This window comes from Halobacterium rubrum (assembly GCF_021729015.1).
Lineage (GTDB): Archaea > Halobacteriota > Halobacteria > Halobacteriales > Halobacteriaceae > Halobacterium > Halobacterium rubrum.
The window spans coordinates 300,491-319,295 of record NZ_JAJQQZ010000001.1 but is presented as its reverse complement, the minus strand read 5'-3'; the positions used below and the strand labels follow the sequence as shown (position 1 = coordinate 319,295).

The 18,805-nt window shown below is 69.5% G+C and carries 19 protein-coding genes; 5 read left to right on the top strand and 14 right to left on the bottom strand.

Annotated elements, in window-relative coordinates; genetic code table 11:
* Nucleotides 1-8: 8 nt before the first annotated feature.
* Nucleotides 9-2,675: a leucine--tRNA ligase gene (leuS, locus tag LT971_RS01650; protein ID WP_237005109.1), complete on the bottom strand. Its 2,667-nt coding sequence runs from the start codon at nt 2,673-2,675 to the stop codon at nt 9-11.
* Between the two features lie 152 nt (nt 2,676-2,827).
* Between leuS and LT971_RS01645 the strand changes: the two genes are divergently transcribed.
* Nucleotides 2,828-3,040, top strand: coding sequence for a DUF7535 family protein (locus LT971_RS01645; protein ID WP_237005108.1), 213 nt, complete (start codon nt 2,828-2,830; stop codon nt 3,038-3,040).
* Between the two features lie 238 nt (nt 3,041-3,278).
* Here LT971_RS01645 and LT971_RS01640 read toward each other — a convergent pair whose 3' ends face one another.
* The 7 genes from LT971_RS01640 to eif1A all read right to left on the bottom strand — a co-directional run bounded on the left by LT971_RS01640 (nt 3,279) and on the right by eif1A (nt 10,428).
* Nucleotides 3,279-4,265 (bottom strand): ornithine cyclodeaminase family protein, encoded by a 987-nt coding sequence (locus LT971_RS01640; protein ID WP_237005107.1) that lies wholly within the window; start codon nt 4,263-4,265, stop codon nt 3,279-3,281.
* Between the two features lie 183 nt (nt 4,266-4,448).
* Nucleotides 4,449-6,101, bottom strand: a complete 1,653-nt coding sequence (thsA, locus tag LT971_RS01635; RefSeq protein ID WP_425293267.1) for a thermosome subunit alpha — start codon at nt 6,099-6,101, stop codon at nt 4,449-4,451.
* Nucleotides 6,102-6,332: 231 nt separating this feature from the next.
* Nucleotides 6,333-6,884: a KH domain-containing protein gene (locus LT971_RS01630; protein ID WP_237005106.1), complete on the bottom strand. Its 552-nt coding sequence runs from the start codon at nt 6,882-6,884 to the stop codon at nt 6,333-6,335.
* Nucleotides 6,885-6,929: 45 nt separating this feature from the next.
* Nucleotides 6,930-7,766, bottom strand: a complete 837-nt coding sequence (locus LT971_RS01625) for a winged helix-turn-helix domain-containing protein (RefSeq protein WP_237005105.1) — start codon at nt 7,764-7,766, stop codon at nt 6,930-6,932.
* Between the two features lie 51 nt (nt 7,767-7,817).
* Nucleotides 7,818-8,957, bottom strand: coding sequence for a tryptophan--tRNA ligase (locus tag LT971_RS01620; RefSeq protein WP_237005104.1), 1,140 nt, complete (start codon nt 8,955-8,957; stop codon nt 7,818-7,820).
* Between the two features lie 225 nt (nt 8,958-9,182).
* Complete coding sequence (gene rio1, locus LT971_RS01615; protein WP_237005103.1) at nt 9,183-10,124, bottom strand: serine/threonine-protein kinase Rio1; 942 nt, start codon at nt 10,122-10,124, stop codon at nt 9,183-9,185.
* A gap of 16 nt (nt 10,125-10,140) precedes the next feature.
* Nucleotides 10,141-10,428 (bottom strand): translation initiation factor eIF-1A, encoded by a 288-nt coding sequence (gene eif1A / locus LT971_RS01610; RefSeq protein ID WP_089669266.1) that lies wholly within the window; start codon nt 10,426-10,428, stop codon nt 10,141-10,143.
* Nucleotides 10,429-10,526: 98 nt separating this feature from the next.
* On the opposite strand from eif1A, the gene LT971_RS01605 reads away from it, so the two are divergent.
* Nucleotides 10,527-10,703, top strand: a complete 177-nt coding sequence (locus LT971_RS01605) for a DUF7470 family protein (protein WP_237005102.1) — start codon at nt 10,527-10,529, stop codon at nt 10,701-10,703.
* A gap of 82 nt (nt 10,704-10,785) precedes the next feature.
* Here LT971_RS01605 and LT971_RS01600 read toward each other — a convergent pair whose 3' ends face one another.
* From LT971_RS01600 to LT971_RS01580, 5 genes are all read right to left on the bottom strand, one after another.
* A complete protein-coding gene (locus LT971_RS01600; protein ID WP_237005101.1) occupies nt 10,786-11,298 on the bottom strand; it encodes a hypothetical protein in 513 nt (170 codons plus the stop codon).
* A gap of 212 nt (nt 11,299-11,510) precedes the next feature.
* Nucleotides 11,511-12,395 carry an ArsR/SmtB family transcription factor gene (locus tag LT971_RS01595; protein ID WP_237005100.1) on the bottom strand — a complete coding sequence of 295 codons (885 nt, stop codon included), beginning with the start codon at nt 12,393-12,395 and terminating at the stop codon, nt 11,511-11,513.
* A gap of 57 nt (nt 12,396-12,452) precedes the next feature.
* Nucleotides 12,453-12,632: a hypothetical protein gene (locus tag LT971_RS01590; RefSeq protein WP_237005099.1), complete on the bottom strand. Its 180-nt coding sequence runs from the start codon at nt 12,630-12,632 to the stop codon at nt 12,453-12,455.
* A 90-nt stretch (nt 12,633-12,722) separates the two neighbouring features.
* Complete coding sequence (locus LT971_RS01585) at nt 12,723-13,706, bottom strand: tyrosine--tRNA ligase (protein ID WP_237005098.1); 984 nt, start codon at nt 13,704-13,706, stop codon at nt 12,723-12,725.
* Nucleotides 13,707-14,214: 508 nt separating this feature from the next.
* Nucleotides 14,215-16,179 carry a DUF460 domain-containing protein gene (locus LT971_RS01580; protein WP_237005097.1) on the bottom strand — a complete coding sequence of 655 codons (1,965 nt, stop codon included), beginning with the start codon at nt 16,177-16,179 and terminating at the stop codon, nt 14,215-14,217.
* A gap of 141 nt (nt 16,180-16,320) precedes the next feature.
* Here LT971_RS01580 and LT971_RS01575 point away from each other — a divergent pair, with 141 nt between their 5' ends.
* Genes LT971_RS01575 through LT971_RS01565 form a run of 3 tightly spaced genes read left to right on the top strand, consistent with a single transcriptional unit; the run spans nt 16,321 to nt 17,758 of the window.
* A complete protein-coding gene (locus LT971_RS01575) occupies nt 16,321-16,725 on the top strand; it encodes a DUF7344 domain-containing protein (protein WP_237005096.1) in 405 nt (134 codons plus the stop codon).
* The gene (locus tag LT971_RS01570; protein ID WP_237005095.1) at nt 16,722-17,513 is read left to right on the top strand and encodes a DICT sensory domain-containing protein; all 792 of its coding nucleotides are present in this window, start codon (nt 16,722-16,724) and stop codon (nt 17,511-17,513) included. Before LT971_RS01575 ends, LT971_RS01570 begins: the two co-directional genes overlap by 4 nt.
* A gap of 50 nt (nt 17,514-17,563) precedes the next feature.
* Nucleotides 17,564-17,758 (top strand): glycine zipper 2TM domain-containing protein, encoded by a 195-nt coding sequence (locus tag LT971_RS01565; protein WP_237005094.1) that lies wholly within the window; start codon nt 17,564-17,566, stop codon nt 17,756-17,758.
* Nucleotides 17,759-17,791: 33 nt separating this feature from the next.
* Here the strand turns inward: LT971_RS01565 and rnz are convergent, their stop codons facing one another.
* Nucleotides 17,792-18,739 carry a ribonuclease Z gene (gene rnz / locus LT971_RS01560; RefSeq protein WP_237005093.1) on the bottom strand — a complete coding sequence of 316 codons (948 nt, stop codon included), beginning with the start codon at nt 18,737-18,739 and terminating at the stop codon, nt 17,792-17,794.
* Nucleotides 18,740-18,805 lie beyond the last annotated feature (66 nt).

Genomic DNA, 18,805 nt, shown 5'->3' with positions numbered 1-18,805 from the left:
GCGCTACTTCAGCCTTCGTGGACGTGGATGGCAGGGCGGCCGGGTTCGGCCTTGCTCGCGACGTCGTCGTCCGCTTCGTCGGCGGCGAGCACGCGCACCGGCGCCTCGAACTCGGACTCGACGAGCCACGCCGCGCGCTCCAGCGTCTCCCGCTCCTCGTCCGGCCCGAGGACGTCGGGGAACGCCGGCGCCTGCGCGGCGAGGTCCTTCGCGTAGTCGGCGGCGTCCTCGCCGCGCTGCCGGAGGTCCTCGTCGCTCATCACGGAGCCGACGACGTCGCCGTCGGCGTCCTTCGCGAGTTCGAGGACGTCGTACATCCACTCGGGCGCCGTGACGACGTCGACGCCGGTCGGGTCCTCGATGCCGGCGGTGTCGACGATGTCCCGGACGTCCTCGCGGGTCTGCTCGACCAGTCGGGTCGCCCGGTCGTGGTCGCTGACGTCGCGTGCGGGCGTCGGCCAGTCGGCCTCCGCGACGAAGCCGTCGCCGCCCAGCGCCGTCCAGCACTCCTCGGCGACGTGGGGCGCGATGGGCGCCAGCAGCTTCACGGCGACCTCGACGCCGCGCGCGACGACCGCGTCCTCGGTGTCGTCGCGGTCGCGGTACCGGACCAGCAGCGACACCAGTTCGTCGACCGCCTGGACCGCGCGGTTGAACTCCATCTCGTCGAAGTGGTCGGTGGCGGCGTCGACGGTCGCGGCGGTTTCACGGGCGACGTACTCGCCGGCCGGGGCGAGGTCGCTGTCGGCGTCGGTCGCGTCGGCGTCGACCTCGCGGGCCATCGCCAGCAGGCGCTCGAGGAACGCGCGGCTGGACCGGACGCCCTCCTCGCTCCACGGGAAGTCCTTGTCCGGGCGGGCCGCGCGCAGCGTGAACAGCCGCGCGGTGTCGGCGCCGTACTCGGAGACGATGCGCTCGGGGGAGACGCCGTTGCCCTTCGATTTGGACATCTTCGTGCCGTCCTCGCCGAGCACCATCCCCTGCGTGGTCAGCGACTCGAAGGGCTCGCGGTGGTCGAGCATGTCGAGGTCGGCGAACGCCTTCGTCACGAACCGCGAGTACAGCAGGTGCATCACGGCGTGCTCGATGCCGCCGACGTACTCGTCGACGGGCATCCAGTCGTTCGCGCGCTCGACGTCGAACGGGGCGTCCTCGAGATCCGGCGACGTGAACCGCAGGAAGTACCACGAGGAGTCGACGAACGTGTCCATCGTGTCGGTCTCCCGGACGGCGGGCTCCCCACAGTCGGGGCACGCGGTGTGCTTCCAGTCGTCGGCGGCGTCCAGAGGGTTGCCGGTCGTGTGAACGAACTCCGGCAGCTCCACTGGCAGGTCCTCGTCGGGCACGGAGACCGGGCCGCAGTCCTCGCAGTGCACGATGGGGATGGGCGTCCCCCAGTAGCGCTGTCGGGAGACCCCCCAGTCGCGGAGCTGGTACTGGACGGCAGACTCGGCGCCGTCGACGTCCGCGGTCAGCTCCTCGCGGGCCGCCTCGCTGGAGAGGCCGGTGTAGTCCCCGGAGTTCACGAGCACGCCGTCGTCCGTGAACGCGGCCTCCTCGACGTCCACTTCCTCGTCGTCGTCGTCGTCCTCGGGTGCGACGACCTGCCGGATTTCGACGTCGTGGTTCTGCGCGAACTCGTGGTCGCGCTCGTCGTGAGCGGGCACCGCCATCAGCGCGCCCGTACCGACGTCCGAGAGCACGAAGTCCGCGACGAAGACCGGAATCTCCTCGCCGGTCGCGGGGTTCGTGGCCGTGATATCGGTCTCGACGCCCTGGGGCTCGTCGCCCTCGGGGTCGGCGACGTGGTCGACGAAGTGCGCGACGTCGTCGTCGCGCTCGGCCGCGGCCTCGGCCAGCGGGTGGTCGGGCGCCAGCGCGAAGTACGTCGCACCGTGGATGGTGTCCAGCCGGGTCGTGAACGCGACGACCTCTTCGTCGCCGTCGGGCGCGTGCAGCGTGAACGGCACTTCGGCGCCGTCGGTGCGGCCGATCCAGTTGCGCTGCATGTCCCGGACGTTCGTCGGCCAGCCGTCCAGTTCGTCGATGGAGTCCAGCAGGTCGTCGGCGTACTCGGTGGTCTTGAAGAACCACTGGTCGAGGTCGCGCTCGGTGACGGGCGTGTCACACCGCCAGCACAGCTCGTCGTCGCCCTCGACCTGCTCGTCGGCCAGCACCGTCTCGCAGGACGGACACCAGTTCACCGTCGCGGCCTGCCGGTCGACGAGGCCGGCGTCGCGGAACTCGTTGAACAGCCACTGGTTCCACTTGTAGTAGTCGGGGTCGCAGGTCGTGACCTCGCGCTCCCAGTCGTAGCCGAAGCCCAGCGACTCGAACTGGTCGCGCATCTGCTCGATGCAGCGCTCGGTCCACTCTCGGGGGTTGGTGTCGCGCTCCTCGGCGGCGTTCTCGGCGGGCAGCCCGAACGAGTCCCACCCCATCGGGTGCAGGACTTCCTCGCCGTCCATCCGGCGGTACCGCGCGAAGGCGTCGGTGATGGCGTAGTTCCGGACGTGGCCCATGTGGAGCTCGCCGGACGTGTACGGGAACATCGCCAGCACGTACTCGGGGTCCTCGGCGTCGTCGGGCACCCGGAAGACGTCGGCGTCGTCCCACTCGCGCTGCCAGCGCTGCTCGATCGTTCGGTGGTCGTAGGTGGCTTCTTGCTGGCCCATGCGTTGCTCTTGCCCGACACTGCGGGACCGAGGGCCAAATGCCTTTCATTACGACAGCCCCACCTGTTCGAAGCGACGCCGACCGCTCCGCGTCCCCCGCCCGAAGTAATCACTAGCACAACACGTTTTCGCGGCGGGCGCGTAGGACACCCATGAGCGCCACCCCCGAGCCCGTCGAGCGCGTGGTCCGCAGCGTCAGCCCGCCCAGCGTCCCGAAGCCGAACCCCGAGATGTCGACCATCGGCTGGCTGGTGTTCATCGGCCTGCTGTTCCTCCTGGTTCCCCTCCTGCCCGTCATTGCGGTCGTCTGGGGCATCTCGAAGGTCACCGGGTTCCTCGCCCGCCAGACCAGAGGCGGCATGTGACTCGGGGAACAGCCGGCAGCATCGGCAAATGACACGACCAACGACGAGCATCCGCGAGCCGAGCGCCTCGAAGAGGTCGAGGCGAGCGGTTCACTGCGCGAACGAGTGTAGCGAGTGAGCGCAGGCCGAGGAACCCCCGAAGGGGGGGTGACGACGGCTTTTAGCGTAGCTTTTGCCAGCGACTGAGAGCGCGACGCGCTCGAAGGAGCGCAGCAAAAGGTACGAGTAAAAGCTACGTCTAGACGCCGAGCAGGTCGAACTCGTAGCCGTTGTCGTGGTCGTCGGCGTGTTCGTAGACGACGTGGGCGGCGGCGACGTCCTGGATGGCGAGGCCGGTGGAGTCGAAGACGGTGACGCCGTCGGCGTCGGTGCGGCCGTCGGCGTTGCCGGTGACGATTTCGCCGATTTCGGCGTCGATGTCGTCGTCGTCGAGGACGCCCGCGTTGTAGGGGACGTTGATTTCGCCGGAGTGCGTGGTCTGGGCGTGGTCGTCGATGACGAGTTTGCCGGCGAGCAGAATCTCGTCGGCGAGCTCGTGTTTGCCTTCGGCGTCGGCACCCATGGCGTTGACGTGGGTGTGGTCGGCGAGGTCGTCGGCCGAGACGACGGGGTCCTCGACGGGGGTGACCGTCGAGAGGATGTCGCAGTGGCCGGCCTCACTGATGGAGCCGGCGCGGACGTCGAAGCGGTCCGAGAAGTGGTCGATGTACTGCTGGACGGCGTCGTCGTCGACGTCGCTGACGACGACCTCCTGGATGTCCCGTACCTGGGAGATGGCTTCCAGCTGCGTGTAGGCCTGGACGCCGGCGCCGACGACGCCGAAGCTCGAGGCGTCCTCGACGGCGAGGTGGTCGGTGGCGACGGCTGCCGCCGCGCCCGTGCGCTTCATCGTGAGTTCGGTGCCGTCCATGAGCGCGAGCGGGAACGCGGTCTCGGGGTCGGAGTACACCATCGTCCCCATGACCGTGGGGAGGTCGTGGTCCTCGGGGTTGTCGGGGTGGACGTTCACCCACTTGATGCCCGCGGCGTCCCAGGAGCCGGCGTCCATGTACGCGGGCATCGAGCGGAAGTCGCCGTTGTACTGGGGGAGATCGATGTAGGACTTCGCGGGCATCTGGGCGTCACCGGTCTCGTAGGCGGCGAACGCGTCCTCGATGGCCGAGATGAGTTCGGCCATCGGCGTGTTCTCGTCGACGTCGTCCTTGTTGAGCAGCAGCGTCTCCATGCCCGCAAATCTTGCAGGCCGCCACTTAGAACGTCCGTTTTCCCGGGCGAGCGCTGGCTGCAGCGACTCGAGGACAGCGCGACCGCTGGGCGGCGTGGCGTCGAAAGAAGTGTGTCGGGTGATAGTGGTGAGCGAGCGGTGCGGACCGGCTGGGGGTAGGTGGCGGGTGTTACGTGGCCGACTTCACATCGCGCCGCCCATGCCGCCCATGCCGCCCATGCCGCCGCCCATGCCGCCGGGGCCGCCGGCGGGGCCGTCGTCGCCGTCGTCGTCGCCGACCTGACCGCCGGCCAGGTCGCCCGCGGCGATGACGTCGTCGATGCGCAGAATCATCGTCGCCGCTTCGGTGGCGGACTCGATGGCCTGCGTCTTCACGCGGAGCGGCTCGACGACGCCGTCGGACTCCATGTCGACGACTTCGCCGGTGTAGGCGTCGAGGCCCGCGGCCTTGTTGCCGCCGTCGTGCTGGCTGCGGAGGTCGACGAGGGAGTCGATGGGGTCGTGGCCCGCGTTCTCCGCGAGGGTGCGCGGGATGACTTCGAGGGCGTCGGCGAACGCCTCGACGGCGAGCTGCTCGCGGCCGCCGACGGAGTCCGCGAAGTCGCGGAGCTCCATGGCGAGTTCGGTCTCCGGGGCGCCGCCGCCGGGCATGACCTTGCCGTCCTCGAGGGTGACGCGCACGACGCCGAGGGAGTCCTCGATGGCGCGCTCGACCTCGTCGACGACGTGCTCGGTCCCGCCGCGGAGGACGAGGGTGACGCTCTTGGCTTCCTCGACGTCCTCGACGAAGATGCGCTCGTCGCCGCCGATGTCCTTCTGGGCGACGCTGCCTGCGTCACCGAGGTCCTCGGACTCGATGTCGTTGACGTTCGAGACCGGGGTGGCGCCGGTGGCGCGGGACAGACGGGTGAAGTCGTCGGACTTCGCGCGACGGACGGCGAGGATGCCCTCCTTCGCGAGGTAGTGCTGGGCCATGTCGTCGATGCCGGAGTCGGCGAAGACGACGTTGGCGCCGGCTTCCTTCAGGGAGTCGACCATCTCCTTGAGCTGCTCTTCTTCCTGGTCGAGGAAGTCCTGGAGCTGGTCGGGGTCGGTGACGTTGACCTCGGTGTCGATCTCGGTCTCCTTGACTTCGAGGCCGTCGTCGACGAGCGCGATCTTGGCGTCCTCGACGCCGTAGGGCATGTTCTCGCTGACGCGCTCCTTGTCGACGATGACGCCCTCGATGAGCTCGGAGTTCTCGATGGCGCCGCCGGTGACCTTCTCGACTTTGACGTTGTCCGTGTCGACGCCGTTCTCGTCGGCGACCGACTGGACCGCGCGGACGACGAGGGAGGAGAGGGCGTCCTTGGCGTTCTCCGCGCCCTTGCCGGTCATGGCGGTCGCGGCGATCTTCTCGAGGGTCTCCGCGTCGTCGGCGGAGACGTCGATGGCGGCGTCGTCGAGGAGCTCCTTGGCCTTCTCGGCGGCCTGTCGGTAGCCCTGCGCGAGCGTGGTCGCGTGGATGTCCTGTTCGAGGAGGTCCTCGGCCTCGGAGAGGAGTTCACCGGAGACGACGACCGAGGTGGTCGTGCCGTCGCCGACCTCGGTCTCCTGGGTCTCGGCGACCTCGACGATCATGTTGGCCGCCGGGTGCTCGATGTCCATCTCCTTGAGGATGGTGACGCCGTCGTTCGTGACGACGACCTCGCCCGTCGAGTCGACGAGCATCTTGTCCATGCCTTTCGGGCCGAGCGTAGTCCGTACGGACTCCGCGACGGCCTTGCCGGCGGTGATGTTCATCGACTGCGCGTCCTCTCCGGATGTGCGCTGACTGTCCTCGGAGAGGACAATCAGCGGCTGGTTACCCATCTGCTGAGCCATTAGTACTCATTGATTGAATGCGATTCTATTTAAAGCTTGTGCGCGAGGGAGTAACACACCCCGGAAGGACGGCGGAGACGGCATCCCACGGGCGAACAGCGAGCGACCCGCTCAGGCTTTATGTACGTCAACGGCTGTCACGCGAACCGCGAGCGCGACCGCTGGAGAACCGTCGAACAGCGAAAGAACGGGCCGCTACGGGCGTCAGCCCGGGAACTCGTGGTAGTCCATCCCCTGCTGTTTCAGCTCCTCGCTGCGCTTGCGCTCGAGGAACGAGTAGACGGAGCCGTGGGGGGCGCCGTCCAGCAGCATCTCGGCGGCCGACCGCGCGACGTCGACCTCCTTGGGCTGGCCGATGACGCCGAACGTCGACCCGTAGATGACCACCGACGCGCCCGTCAGCTCCTCCATCAGCTCCCGGGTACGGCCGTCCTCGCCGATGAGCCGCCCCTTCTTCCGGCGGAGGTCGTTGTCGTTGCGGGCCGCCCGCTCGATGTCGATGGTGTCGAACATCCGCATGTCGTCGTCCAGCAGCGTCAGCGCCTCGTCGGGCTTGAAGCCGCGGCCGATGGCCTGCACGATCTCCGGCGCCTTCATCCCGCGCACCGGGTCGCCCGTGCGCTCGATGGCGACCGCGCCGTCCTGCGAGTCGACGTCGATGTCGACCTCAGCGGCGGCCTCGATGCGGCGGAGCGTCTCACCCCCGTCGCCGATGAGTGCCCCGATCCGGTCGTTCGGAATCTTCACGTGTTTCATAACGCGGTGTACTTGTCGCTCGCGTAAAAGCCTTCGTCACCTGCGTCAGTCGGTCTCCGTCCGTTCCACGGCGGTGGCGGCGAGGTCGTCGGCGACGGTGAGCCGGAGCGCCTCGCCGTCGAGTTCGACCGTGACGGTCGCGCGGTCGCCGTCCGCCCCGTCGACCCACGCGGCGTCGGCCAGCCAGTCGAGGCGCCAGAGCTCCGTGTCCCGGACGCTGCGGTCGTGGTCGTCGTAGAACGAGACCACTGCAGGATGGTCGACGCCGACCCACGCCGCGAGCCCGTAGAACGACGCGCCGCAGCGTTCGCACTCCACGACCGCCTGCGGGCCGTACTCGCTGTCTTCCAGCCGACCGGCGGTCGGTCCGCTGCAGGTCGGACAGAAGCCGTCGAGGAACGACCGCGATGTCGTGCGGACGTAGCCGTCGACGGCGGCCGCGAGGTCGTCCTCCCGGCCGTCGACGAACGCCGGCGGGACGCCCGTCTGGATGAGCGTCACCTCGCAGTCCGTGCAGTCGACCTTGCCGTGTTCGTCCTCGTAGACGGCTTCGAGGTCGCCGCCGCAGGTCACACAGGAGCCGTCGACCGGCTGGGGGCCGACAGGCTCGGCGGCCTCCGTGTACACCCCCGAGTAGAGCCCGCCGACGAGCTTCCGGCCGGCGAACCGGAGGTCGTAGCCGCCCGCGTCCTCGTCTTTCTCCACGAACCGCCCACGGAGCTCGCCGAGGTGGTAGTTGAACCGCCCGGAGTCCCGGACGCCGACGCGCTCCCGGAGCTCCGAGAACGACAGGGGGTCGTCGGCGTCCCAGAGCTCGCGGAGGATGCGAACCCGGAGTTCGTCCGCGACCGCCGCGAAGGCGGCCTCGGCGTCCTCGTTCATGGCTGCGTAGTCGACGCGGCGGGTCTTAGAGGTGGGGCCTCGGTCTCGGGCTCAGTACCCGAACCCGACCGCGTCGCGCGCACGCTCGCGCTCGTCGTCGGTGAGCCGGAACGCTTCGAGTTCGGCGTCGACGTCACCGAGTGCCGCACGCCGCTGCTGGTGGCCCTCGAGGAAGTCCGCGATGCGGTCGGCGGCGAGCTCCTTGAGCTCGCCCGAGAGCAGGTCGCCCGCCCGGTACTCGCGCTCGATTCGCGCGAGTTCGTCGTCGTCGCGCTCGAAGAACGCCGAGAGGTACTGGAACGGGACGTCCTCCTCGGGGACGCCGCCCCGCTCGCGGTGCTCCTCGACGCTCGCGCGGCCCCCGGTGTAGGCGTGCTTCCGGACCTTCTCGCGGACGGTGTCGGGGTCGTCGGTGAGCCGGATGGAGACGCCCTCGGAGCTGCTCATCTTCCCCGGCCCCTCCAGGGACGGGAGGAACTGCATCAGGAGCGCCCCGGGCTTCCCGACCGGGTAGCGGGCCTTGGCGGCGACGTCCCGGCTCACCCGCACGTGGGGGTCCTGGTCGACGGCGATGGGGACGAGTGTCTCGTGCTCACCGTGGACGATCTGCGGGAGCAGGAGGTGGGCGGTCTGGACCGCCGGGTAGAACGCCTGCCCGACGTTGTCCGGCTCGCCGTAGACGTTCTGCAGCGTCGCGTGCCGCACGTCCCCGGCGAAGGCCGTCGCCAGCGGGTAGAGCACGTCGGCGTCACGGGTGTCGACGACGATGCGGGTCAGCTCGGGGTCGAAGCCGACCGCGAGCAGGTCACGGAGATTCTCCCGGAGGTAGTCCCCAGTCTCCGCGGGCGTCTGGTCTTTGAACCAGTACTTCTCGTCGTCGGAGAGTGGAATGTAGACCCGGGCGCCGAGCTCGTCCTGCAGGCGTTTCGCGAAGTAGAACACCATCGCGTGCCCGAGGTGCATCGGCCCCGAGGGGCCGACGCCGGTGACGATAGACTGCGTGTCGGCCGCCAGGAAGTCGTCGACGTCCCGGCCGGCGTAGAACAGCCCTCGTCGTACCAGTGGGTGGTCGGGGAACCGGGCGCGCTGGTCGTCGGTCAGTTCGTCCGCGCCGAAGCGAGCGAGCAGCTTCTCGTAGTCGAGGTCCTCGCCCTCGACGGCGTACGGCGTCACGGTATCGTCGTCTGTCATGCGTGTGTGAGTGGGTGCGTGGCTGGTAGTCGGCAGGCGGTACGCGAGAACGGAGAGAACGGAGTGAGCCACGCCCCCAACCCGAGCGGGTGACGCCCGTCAGGCCGCGGCGACGAGACTGTCCGCTCCCCGGACGCGCCAGCGCCAGCCGCGGAGAGCGGACTGCATACTCCGGATTCCGGGAACCGCGTCAAAAACACTTTCGGTGCAGCAGGGCCAGCCCGCTCAGGCGTCGTCGGTGTCGCTGCCCTGCTCGGTTGCCTCGGTGCCGTCGCGTGCGCCCGCCGCAGTGTCCGCCTCGGCGCGCGGGTTCGCGTGCTCGTGGACGTACGCCAGCAGGTCGTCGGGGTCGGCGTCCTCGGCGCCCTGCCGCGCGAAGAAGTTCGCGACGTTCCGGCAGTCCCGCTCGAGGAAATCCTCGCTGTTCGGGTGGTGGATGGTCACCGCCTGCCCCACGTCGATGACGACCAGTTCGCCCTCGTAGACGACGACGTTGTACTCCGAGAGGTCGCCGTGCACGAGGCCGGCGTCGTACAGCCGCCGCACGTACTCGCGGACGACCTCGTAGGCCATCTGGGGGTTCTCCACGTCGACGTCGCTGAGCGTCGGCGCGGCGTCGCCCTCCCGGCCGATGAGCTCCATCACGAGCACGTTCCGCTGGACCGCCAGCGGCTCCGGCACCCGCACGCCGGCGGCCTTCGCGCGCCGCAGGTTCGAGAACTCCTTGCGCGTCCACGACAGCACGACCGCCTTCTTGTCGCCGCGCAGCCCCTCGAAGCGCGGGTCGCCCTCGAGGTACTCCCGCATCTGCTGGAAGTTCGACGCGTTGATGCGGTAGACCTTCAGCGCCACGTCGCCGCCCTCACCGTCGAGGGCCTCGTAGACGTTGGCTTCCTTGCCCGTGGAGATGGGGCCGCCCATCGCGCCCACGTGGTCGTCCTCGACGAGCTTGTAGATGGCCGCGTACGTCGCGTCGTCGAACGCGCCGTCGTCGAGTTTGAACTGCTCGGTGTCCTTCAGGCGCTTCCGGAACTCCGCGAACTCGCGGTCCTTCGTGCGCGCGATGCGGTCGGCTTCCGTGTCCCTGACGTCGATCTCCTCGAACTCGTCGCCGGGCGCTCCCTCCGTCTCCTCGGTCAGCCCGAAGTCGTCCTGCTCGTCGGTCACCGCCGTCCCACCGCCGTCATTCGATGTGGCCTTCCTCGCGGAGTTGGTCGGCGTCGCTCTTCTCGTAGCGCCACGTCACGTCGGCCTTGTCGTCCTGCCAGTCCCACGGCTCCACGAGCACGACGTCGTCCTCGCGGATCCAGATACGCTTCTGCATCCGTCCCGGGATGCGTGCCGTCCGCTCCTTGCCGTCCGCACACCGAACCTGGACGCGGTTCGCGCCGAGCATGTCCGTTACCTCCGCGAACACCTCGTCGTCCTCGGGCATTCGCAAGTTCTTGCGTCCGCCGTCGTCCTCGCTCATACGGCGCGGTTGGACAGCGAACTGTTTAAACCCCACCACTCCGCGGCATTCGACCGCCGACCAGCAGGCTTACCACCGCCGCTGGGCGTGCCTGAGGTATGTTCGAGAAACTCGACGCGCTCGGCTACCTCGGCGTGTTGCTCGTCGTGGTCGGCGTCGCTGTCGTCGCGTGGAAAGCACCCGTGGTCGCCGCCGGTATCGCCGCCGTCCTCGTCGGCGTCGCCCTCGCTGCCCGCAGCGCGATCCAGTCGCTCATGGGCGTCTTCGGGCTGTAGAACAGTTCTCCGGCCGGCAGTCGAAGGAGGTCCGCAGCGACGCCCGCGAGCGGGCGTCAGCGACAGCTACGGCCGCAGGCCGTCACTCCAGGAGGCGTTCGAGGTCGTCGCGCATCTCTGCGGAGACGAGGTCGTCGGGGACGCCGTCGTACCAGTCGGTCGATTCGACCTGACAGGACGGGACCTCTTCGGGCAGCTCGGCGTCGCCGGCGGGTGACGCTGCGTAGACGACGACGTGGGCGATTGCGTCCTCCTCCGCGTCCGGCCGCGAGGAGACCTTCCGGCGGACGCGCAGCACGTCGTCGAGGGTGACGTCGATGCCGAGGAGTTCGTGGGTGCCCTCGCGGGCGGTGTCGGCGAAGTCCCCGCCGTCCTCGACCATCGCGTGCGTGAGTATCGTGCCGGCTTCGAGCGTCGGGAGCGCGAGGTCGCCGGCGCCGTTCGTGACGCCGACGACCGCGACGCCCTCGGTTCGCTGGTTCGACTCGAAGTGGTCGTCGTCGCTGACAGTCAGGTACTCGACGCCGTCGCGGTCGCGGAGGGCGTCGGGGTCGGACAGCGAGTCGACCGGAGTCGGGTCTGGGGGAGTGCTCATTCGGTGGGGATGGCTGTGGTGTGGTCGGCCGCGGCGGTACAGGGCGGGCGACTGGCGCGGGCTGGCGGACGTGACGACCCCCGAATTCGCAGCGCTCGGGTGCCTGAGCAGCAGCTACACGGAACTGTTAGAAGAAAGCACCGATTTAATTACAGGCGTTTCTGTACCTGATACTTATCGGCCCGCGTACAAAGACGGTTTTCCGATTTTGCTTACAGGTCTTCGGCGGGCAGTCGCTCGGTCCCGGCCACCCTGCCACGCTCGTCTACTGTCACACGGAGCGCCGTCTCGGCCCCCTCGACCGTCGCATCCACGGTCACACGGGGCGAGTCGCGGGACGCCACAGTCACCGTGTCGTTGCTCAGACACCAGTCGAACCGCCACGGCGGCGCGTCCACCGGCAGCCCCTGCTCCGCGAGGAACCCCGCGACTGCGGGGTGTTCGAGCACCGCGTACCCGATGCTGGACCGGTTCGCCACCCCGCAGTTGTCGCAGTCGCGTCGCACCAGCATCGACACCGGCAGTGCCGTGTCGGCGTCGAGGTCGAGCGAGCCCGTCATCGCACCGCCACAGAACGGACACAGCCCCCGGTTCGCTCGCCTCGTGTGGGCTCGCGCGTGCACCGACACCGCCTGCAGGAGGGCGTCGTCGTCGTCCACCCGGGTCTCCACGCCCCGCGGCGGGAACGACAGCATGAACACCTGGTCCCCGCAGTCGCCACAGAGCACGCGGAACATTCCCTCGTCGTACTCGCCGACCAGCGGCCCGTCACAGGACGGACACGCCCCGCCGACGTCGAGGCCCTCGCGGACCGGCGCTTCGACGTACGACCCCGAGTAGACGGCGTTCACGACGAGCAACCCCGCCGGCCGCAGCCGGTAGCCGTCGTCGGTCTTCGCGACGAAGTGGTGGTCTGTGAGCTTCGACAGGTGGTAGTTGAACCGGCCCGAGTCCTGCACGCCGACGGCTTCCAACAGCGACGAGTACTGGACGGCCGACCCCTCGGCCTCCCAGAGCGCCGCCAGAATCTCCACGCGCACCGGGTCGGCGAGCGCCCCGAAGGCGTCCGCCGTCGCCTCCACGTCCGGAACAGTCATGAGAACCGGTACGCCAACCGGGGGTTAGAACCCTGCGACGGTCCGAGAGCGAGAACCTTACGACGAGTCCGGAGCGTCCCGGGTCGCCAGCCACTCCTCGAACGCGAAAAAGCAGTCCGAGCACAGTGCACCGACCAGGGTCTCGGTGTCGTCCTCGGCGGCCTCGAAGACGAAACGCTGGTGTCGCGGCTGGTCGGGGTCGAGCGCCGTCCCACACTTGTCGCAGTGTTCGACCATGGGGGCGACATGTAGCGGCGCGAGACGGAAAAGCCGGACGGCCGACGCGACCGACTGAGGACTCGCGTGCAGTAGAACAGACCGCGTCCGCTACTCGTCGCGGAGCTCCCGCAGCCGCTCACGGCCCGGCTCGATGAGGTCGTCGAGCGCCGACGCCAGCGCGCTCTTCGCGTCCGCCGGGTGGAGGTCGCCCGACTCGAGGTCGGTCGCGAGGGTCTCGTACTCCTCGTAGACGAGGTCGCCGCCGTACTCGTCGGGTCGCTGCACGACGACTTCCTCGAACCGCGGGAAGACGTGGTACTGGAACAGCTCCAGCACGGGGTTGACTTTCTCGCCCTCCGGGTCGCGGGTCCGCGGGCAGAACGCCGCGTTGACCTTCTCCTCGAGGTCCTCGGTGGAATCCTCCATCGAGATGGTGACGCCCTCGCTGGCGGACATCTTCCCGTCGCCGGACCCGAGGTCGCCGATGATGGGCGTGTGCAGCGCCGGGCGCTTCTCGTAGCCGACGCTCGGCAGCTCCTCGCGGGCGAGCATGTGGACCTTCCGCTGGTCCATCCCGCCGATGGCGAGGTCCAGGTCGAGGTACTCGATGTCCAGCGCCTGCATCAGCGGGTAGACGACGTGGCTGACCTTCGCCGTCTCCCCGCTCTGGATCTCGGCCATCGCGCGCTGCGCTCGCTTGAGCGACGTCTCGACCTGCATCGCGTGGAGGTCCAGCTCGTACTCCTCGTCGAGCTGGAACGACGACCCCAGGACGAACTCCGTCTGGTCCTCGTCGAGCCCGTACGCGAGGAACTGCTCTTTCATCTGGTCGGCCGTGTCCCGAATCTCCTCGAACGTCCCCTTGTCGTTGAGGTACGCGTGCACGTCCGCCAGCAGCACCACGACCTCCATCCCCGCCGCCTGGAGGTCCATCAGCTTGTTCGCCGTCAACAGGTGCCCCAGGTGCAACACGCCGGAGGGCTCGTAGCCGACGTACACCCGCTTGCCCTCGGGGTCCTCGGCCAGTTCCCGAACCTCGTCCTCGGTCACGACTTCCGCCGTGTTCCGAGTGATGCGCTCGTACGCGTCCATACCCCGAGAGATTCGGGCCGCCGGGTTAAGCGGTGCGGAAGTCTGTGACTGGTTCTGCAGGTGGATTTCTGGTCGGCGGTTACGTCACGAGTACTCGGAACACTTCCTCGAAAGCCCCCAACGGCTCGACTCCCGGGGCTCGCTGCGCTCCTCCCTCACTCCCTCCAGTCGTTCGGTCCGGTGCCTGCGTCGCCCGGGTTCGCCGACCCGACGGCCCCTTCTGGATTCCCGGAAGACTCGCTCCGCTCGTCTTCCGACCTTCGCGAACGCGAAGCGTTCGCTCAGTCCCACCCCGCTACCGGACGGTCAGTCGACAGAGTTACTGCCGGCTGCCCAGCCGCCAAGGCGGGACATCGAAAGTGGCGGGCGGCTACGGGAAGCCCGGCGAAGCAAGCACCGCAGGGAACGCAGTGACCGAGGAGCACAGCGAGCCGCGCGACCGTAGCCGCCCGGGGCTTTCGGAGCATCAGAGCCACCAGCGCGATCGAGCTAGCGAGAAACTACAGCGTCAATCCCGGTCGGCGCGGTGCTCGCTGATGATGGAGTCGACCATCGTCTCCTTCTGCTCGCGCTCGCGCTGGGCCTTGCGGTCGCGCCAGTCCTCGACGACGGCTTCGACGTCGGACTCGCTGGCGACGGCGAGTTCGTCGACTTCGCGGATCGTGACGTCGTCGGCGGGACCGACCGGAATCTCCCGGTCAAAGAGGACCTCGTCGGCCGCGTCGGAGAGCCCGCCGGACCGGAGGACGACCCGGGGGTCGAACTCGGCGAGGAGTTCGGCGGTGGAGCGACCGGCACCGGAGGCGTCCCGGAGGTAGACGACGTCGCCGGCGGCGATGCCGTACTCGTCGTGGGCAGTCTCGATGGCGTCGACGGTGAACTGGTCGACGGGCTTGACGGCGACGAGGTCGCGGCCGCGGCTGACGTCCGCGAAGTTCGAGTGGTCGAGCTTCCAGAGGTCTTTGAGGCGCTCGAGTTTCTCCTCGAGGCTGTCGGCGCGCTCGCGTTGCTCCTCGAGTTCGGTCTCGAGGCGGTCGTTCTCCCACTCCAGCTGGGTCACCTCGCGGCGCTCGCGGGCTTCCTGGCGCTCCTCGCGGCGGGCCTCCGAGAGCTCTTCCTCGTACTCCTCGAGTTTCGCGTCCTTCTCGTCGAGTTCGGTTTCGAGGTCCGAGACGTGCGCCTGCAGGCGTTCGACCTGCGCTTCGAGGTCCCTGATGCGGCGCTCCTCGTCGGTGAGCTCGCGGGGTTCGTGGGTGGACTCCTCGGGCTCGGGCTCCTCGACCTCCTCGAGGTCCGAGAGGACGCCCTGGAGGGTTTCGCCGGCGAGCACTCGCGCGGCGACCTCGCCCTCGTCGACGTCCGGCGGCGCCTCGCCGGTCGCGCGGTCGATGGTCTCCCGGTAGTGGTCGTAAGCGTACAGCGCGGCCGCCATCGCGTCCCGCTGGTGGTCGTCGTCGTAGCCTTCCTCGCGCGTGCGGTGCTGTTTCTCGTCGACCGGGAGGTCGGCGTCGGGCGCCCACGTCGGGGCGTCGAAGCTCGCCGCGATCTTCTCGACGGTGTCGGGCATCGGCGTGACGTCGGCGGCGACCAGCGCCGGCCGGCCGCGCTCGATGATCCACTCGATGACCTCGGCGGTGTCGGCGGTCCGGGTGCTCGTGACGTCGAGGACGTGGCCGTCCAGTCCGACGAGCGCGACGGCCGTCGTCGTGCCGGGGTCGACGCCGACGAGCACGCGGTCCCGCCTGCGGGCGAGCGGCCGGAACTCGATGCCGTCCCGGCGCACCGGCTCGATCTCCACCCGGGTGTCGCCGGACCGGTGCTCGCCGATGGGGATGTTCTCGGGGCGCGCCTGCACGGTGAAGACGGCGTTGGCGTACCCGCCGTACTTCTCCGTGACCTCGCGCTCGTAGTCGAGGCCGGCGTCGTCGAGCTTCGACTCGACGTTCCGGGACTCGCGCTTGACCGCGCCGTGGATGCGCCGCGTGTAGCGGTCCTCGCTCCAGCCGCCACCGCCGCCCGTCGACCGGCCGCGGGCGACCTTGATCTCGGTCTCGTCGGTGAACGCCGACACCTCGTAGCCGACGTTCCGGGCGGCCAGCCGGGCGGCGGCCTCGGCCTCCTCCATCGCTGGCTTCCCGTACGGGACGCCGTGGCGTTTCGCCACCCGGGAGAGGGGTTCGGGGCGCTCGTCGCCGGTCACCTGCACGAGCTTCGTCGCCTCGGGCAGCCGCCGCAGCAGGTGGATCAGCTGGTCTTTGTCCGCGGCGAGCTCGTACATGTTGTCGGTCGCCACGATGGCGGGCTCGCGGTCCGCCACCAGCCGCAGGAGCTTCCGGCGGGTGACCACGTCGCGCTCGACGGACTCGCCGTCGAAGACGACCAGCGCGTAGGACGGGGCGTCGCCGCGCACGTCACCGCTCTGCACGTCGACGCCGAACACGAGAGCGTCGAGGGCGCTCGTGCGGGTACTCACGCTCAGGAATACGGAGCGAGCCCACATAAGTGCACGGCGGCCCGGGGGTGCAGGTGGGACAGCCGCCGACGGGGCCCCCTCGTAGCACTGGGCAGTGGGACAGCCCGTATTTCTATGTAGTATGTTACCGTGTGTATACGTATGTCGGGCGACGAGAGCCCTATCCACTCGCAGTCCAGCGCCGGCGACTGGGACCCCACCGCCGGCGGTACGGCCCCGCCTCCGGACCGGCTGTTCGCCGCGCTCGCGGACGGCCAGCGCCGCCACCTGCTGTGGTACCTCCTCGAGGAGTCGCCGGCGTCCGTCGCAGAGCTGGCCGACGTCCTCGCCGGTTGGCAGCTGGCGGACACCACCGACGTCGGGAGCGAGGAGTACGACCGCATCCTCGCGACGCTCCACCACAGCCACCTCCCGCTGCTGGACGACGCCGGGCTCGCGGAGTACGACCGCGAGGCCGGGACCGTGACGGCGTCGTCGCTGGCGCCGGCCGTCGAGGGCGTAGTCCAGTTCGCGCACCAGTACGACGTCGCGCTGCCGGAGCGATGAGCCCGGGGAACGTCCTCGAGGCGGCCGCCGATCGCCGGAAGCGCCTCACCCACTACGCGCCCGAGCGGGGCGAGTTCGCCGACCGGTTCGCCGCACGGAACGTCGACGTGTCGTTCCGGCGGCTCCCGCCGGGCGGCCCCGACCCGTTCGTCGTGGTTCGGGACGCCGGTGGCAGCCACAGCGGCAGCGGCGACGACGAAAGTGGTGCAGGCGGTGCTGACTCGGAAAATACGGGCGAGCGCCCTGGGAGCGAGCGCTTCCGTGGCGCGGTCACCGTGGCCACCCTCGAGCGCTTGCTCGCGCCACCCCGGGCGACTGACGAACGCGCGAGGGAAGCGGTTTCGCCGGCGTACGGCGCCGTCCTCGACCTGCTCGACGACACGGTGTTCGCGTCGCTGTCCCGCCGGCAGCTGCTGGCGACCACGCGGGAGTTCGAGGACCGGGCGTGGCGGGCGGGCGACGGATTGCTCCACGTGGGGTTCCAGACCGCGGACGCGTTCGCCGACCAGCAGTCGCTGTACCACCGGCTCGCTGCCGACACGAGTCTCGACGTACACGTGCACCTCGCCGACGAGCGCGTGGACGCCGAGGAGGTGGCCGTCCACGCGGGCGGCGAGTACGCCGACCGGTACTGGTTCGTCGCTTTCGACGGCCCCGGCGACAGCCAGTGCGCGCTCGTCGCTGAACAGCGCGACGGCAACGACGACGACTACGTCGGCGCGTGGACGTACGACCCCGACCTCGTCGCGGGCGTCGTGGAGGACCTGGCCGACTGGGCGACCGGGTGACGTGTCGGACCGCCGAACAGCTTTTACGTGTCGCTTGCGAACCAACAGATATGGGAAAGCGACTATCCACAGTGTTCACTCGGGCGAAGTACGCGGCAATCGGTGCGGCCGTCGGCGCGGCCGTCGGCGGCCTGTTCAGCCGGAACGCCGCCAGCACCGGCGGCGGGCTCGGCGCGCTCGCCGGTGCCGCGCTCGGCGAGAAACGTACCGAAGCCGAAGAACTGGTCGAGAACGTGCGGGACTGACGGCGGCCAGCGCGGCGCCGGCCACCAGCCGACCTACTTCTCGTCGCTGTCGTCGCTGTCGGTCGGGAAGGTCACGTCGTACTCCAGACCGTCGTGTGCGACGAACACCTCCTCGCCCGCGAACCCCGCCGCGCCCTCGCTGAGTTCCCTGGCGTCGCCCGCGTACCGCGAGGAGACGTGTGTGAGCGCGAGCGCCCGGACCCCGGCCCGGTTCGCGATTTCGGCCGCTTCGCCCGCCGTCGAGTGCCCGGTCTCGGCGGCGCGCTCGGCAGCGTCGTTCGCGAACGTCGCGTCGTGCACGAGGAGGTCGGCGCCCTCGGCGGCGGACACGACGGCGTCGTGGGGCCGGGTGTCGCCCGTGTAGACGAACTTCCGGCCGGGCCGCGGGTCGCCGACGACCTGGTCCGGGTGGACGACGGTGCCGTCATCGAGTTCCACCGGCTCGCCGTCGTGGAGCTTCGAGAACTTCGGGCCGACGGGCACGCCGAGCTCCTCGGCGCGCTCCCGGTCGAAGCGGCCCTTCCGGTCGTGCTCGACGAGCGCGTACCCGACCGACGCCGTGCGGTGGGCGGTCGTGAACGCCCGCACCTCGTAGTCGTCTCTGGCGAGCACGATCTCCCCGGCGCTCACCTCGCTGACCCGGACCGGGTAGCCGACGTCGCCGCCGACGGAGAACACGAGGTCCTCGATGTCGCCGCCCAGACCCCGCGGGACGTGAATCGTCAGCGGGTCCTCGCGGTCGTTGAAGTCCCACGTGTGGACGAGCCCCGGCAGCCCGAACACGTGGTCGCCGTGGCCGTGCGTGACGAACACGTCCGAGACGTCGAAGCCCGTGTTGTAGCGCATCATCTGGCGCTGGGTCGCCTCCCCGGCGTCGAAGAGGAACGCGTCGCCCTCCCGGCGGACGAACAGCGAACTGGGGTTGCGCTCCGTCGTCGGGACCGCGCCGCTCGTCCCGAGGAAGGTGACGGTGAGAGTCATACCGTCCCCTGCGGGAGCCGCGCGCAAAACGACACCGATAGCGCGACACGGTCGGCCGTCAGAGCA

What these genes read in the sequence shown, in the direction of transcription:
- LT971_RS01585 (WP_237005098.1), bottom strand. Translation starts at nt 13,706, where the DNA reads ATGGACGCGTACGAGCGCATCACTCGGAACACGGCGGAAGTCGTGACC.
- LT971_RS01575 (WP_237005096.1), top strand. Translation starts at nt 16,321, where the DNA reads ATGTCGGGCGACGAGAGCCCTATCCACTCGCAGTCCAGCGCCGGCGAC.
- LT971_RS01640 (WP_237005107.1), bottom strand. Translation starts at nt 4,265, where the DNA reads ATGGAGACGCTGCTGCTCAACAAGGACGACGTCGACGAGAACACGCCG.
- eif1A (WP_089669266.1), bottom strand. Translation starts at nt 10,428, where the DNA reads ATGAGCGAGGACGACGGCGGACGCAAGAACTTGCGAATGCCCGAGGAC.
- LT971_RS01620 (WP_237005104.1), bottom strand. Translation starts at nt 8,957, where the DNA reads ATGACAGACGACGATACCGTGACGCCGTACGCCGTCGAGGGCGAGGAC.
- rnz (WP_237005093.1), bottom strand. Translation starts at nt 18,739, where the DNA reads ATGACTCTCACCGTCACCTTCCTCGGGACGAGCGGCGCGGTCCCGACG.
- LT971_RS01630 (WP_237005106.1), bottom strand. Translation starts at nt 6,884, where the DNA reads ATGAAACACGTGAAGATTCCGAACGACCGGATCGGGGCACTCATCGGC.
- LT971_RS01565 (WP_237005094.1), top strand. Translation starts at nt 17,564, where the DNA reads ATGGGAAAGCGACTATCCACAGTGTTCACTCGGGCGAAGTACGCGGCA.
- LT971_RS01605 (WP_237005102.1), top strand. Translation starts at nt 10,527, where the DNA reads ATGTTCGAGAAACTCGACGCGCTCGGCTACCTCGGCGTGTTGCTCGTC.
- LT971_RS01595 (WP_237005100.1), bottom strand. Translation starts at nt 12,395, where the DNA reads ATGACTGTTCCGGACGTGGAGGCGACGGCGGACGCCTTCGGGGCGCTC.
- LT971_RS01645 (WP_237005108.1), top strand. Translation starts at nt 2,828, where the DNA reads ATGAGCGCCACCCCCGAGCCCGTCGAGCGCGTGGTCCGCAGCGTCAGC.
- LT971_RS01570 (WP_237005095.1), top strand. Translation starts at nt 16,722, where the DNA reads ATGAGCCCGGGGAACGTCCTCGAGGCGGCCGCCGATCGCCGGAAGCGC.
- LT971_RS01590 (WP_237005099.1), bottom strand. Translation starts at nt 12,632, where the DNA reads ATGGTCGAACACTGCGACAAGTGTGGGACGGCGCTCGACCCCGACCAG.
- LT971_RS01625 (WP_237005105.1), bottom strand. Translation starts at nt 7,766, where the DNA reads ATGAACGAGGACGCCGAGGCCGCCTTCGCGGCGGTCGCGGACGAACTC.
- LT971_RS01600 (WP_237005101.1), bottom strand. Translation starts at nt 11,298, where the DNA reads ATGAGCACTCCCCCAGACCCGACTCCGGTCGACTCGCTGTCCGACCCC.
- leuS (WP_237005109.1), bottom strand. Translation starts at nt 2,675, where the DNA reads ATGGGCCAGCAAGAAGCCACCTACGACCACCGAACGATCGAGCAGCGC.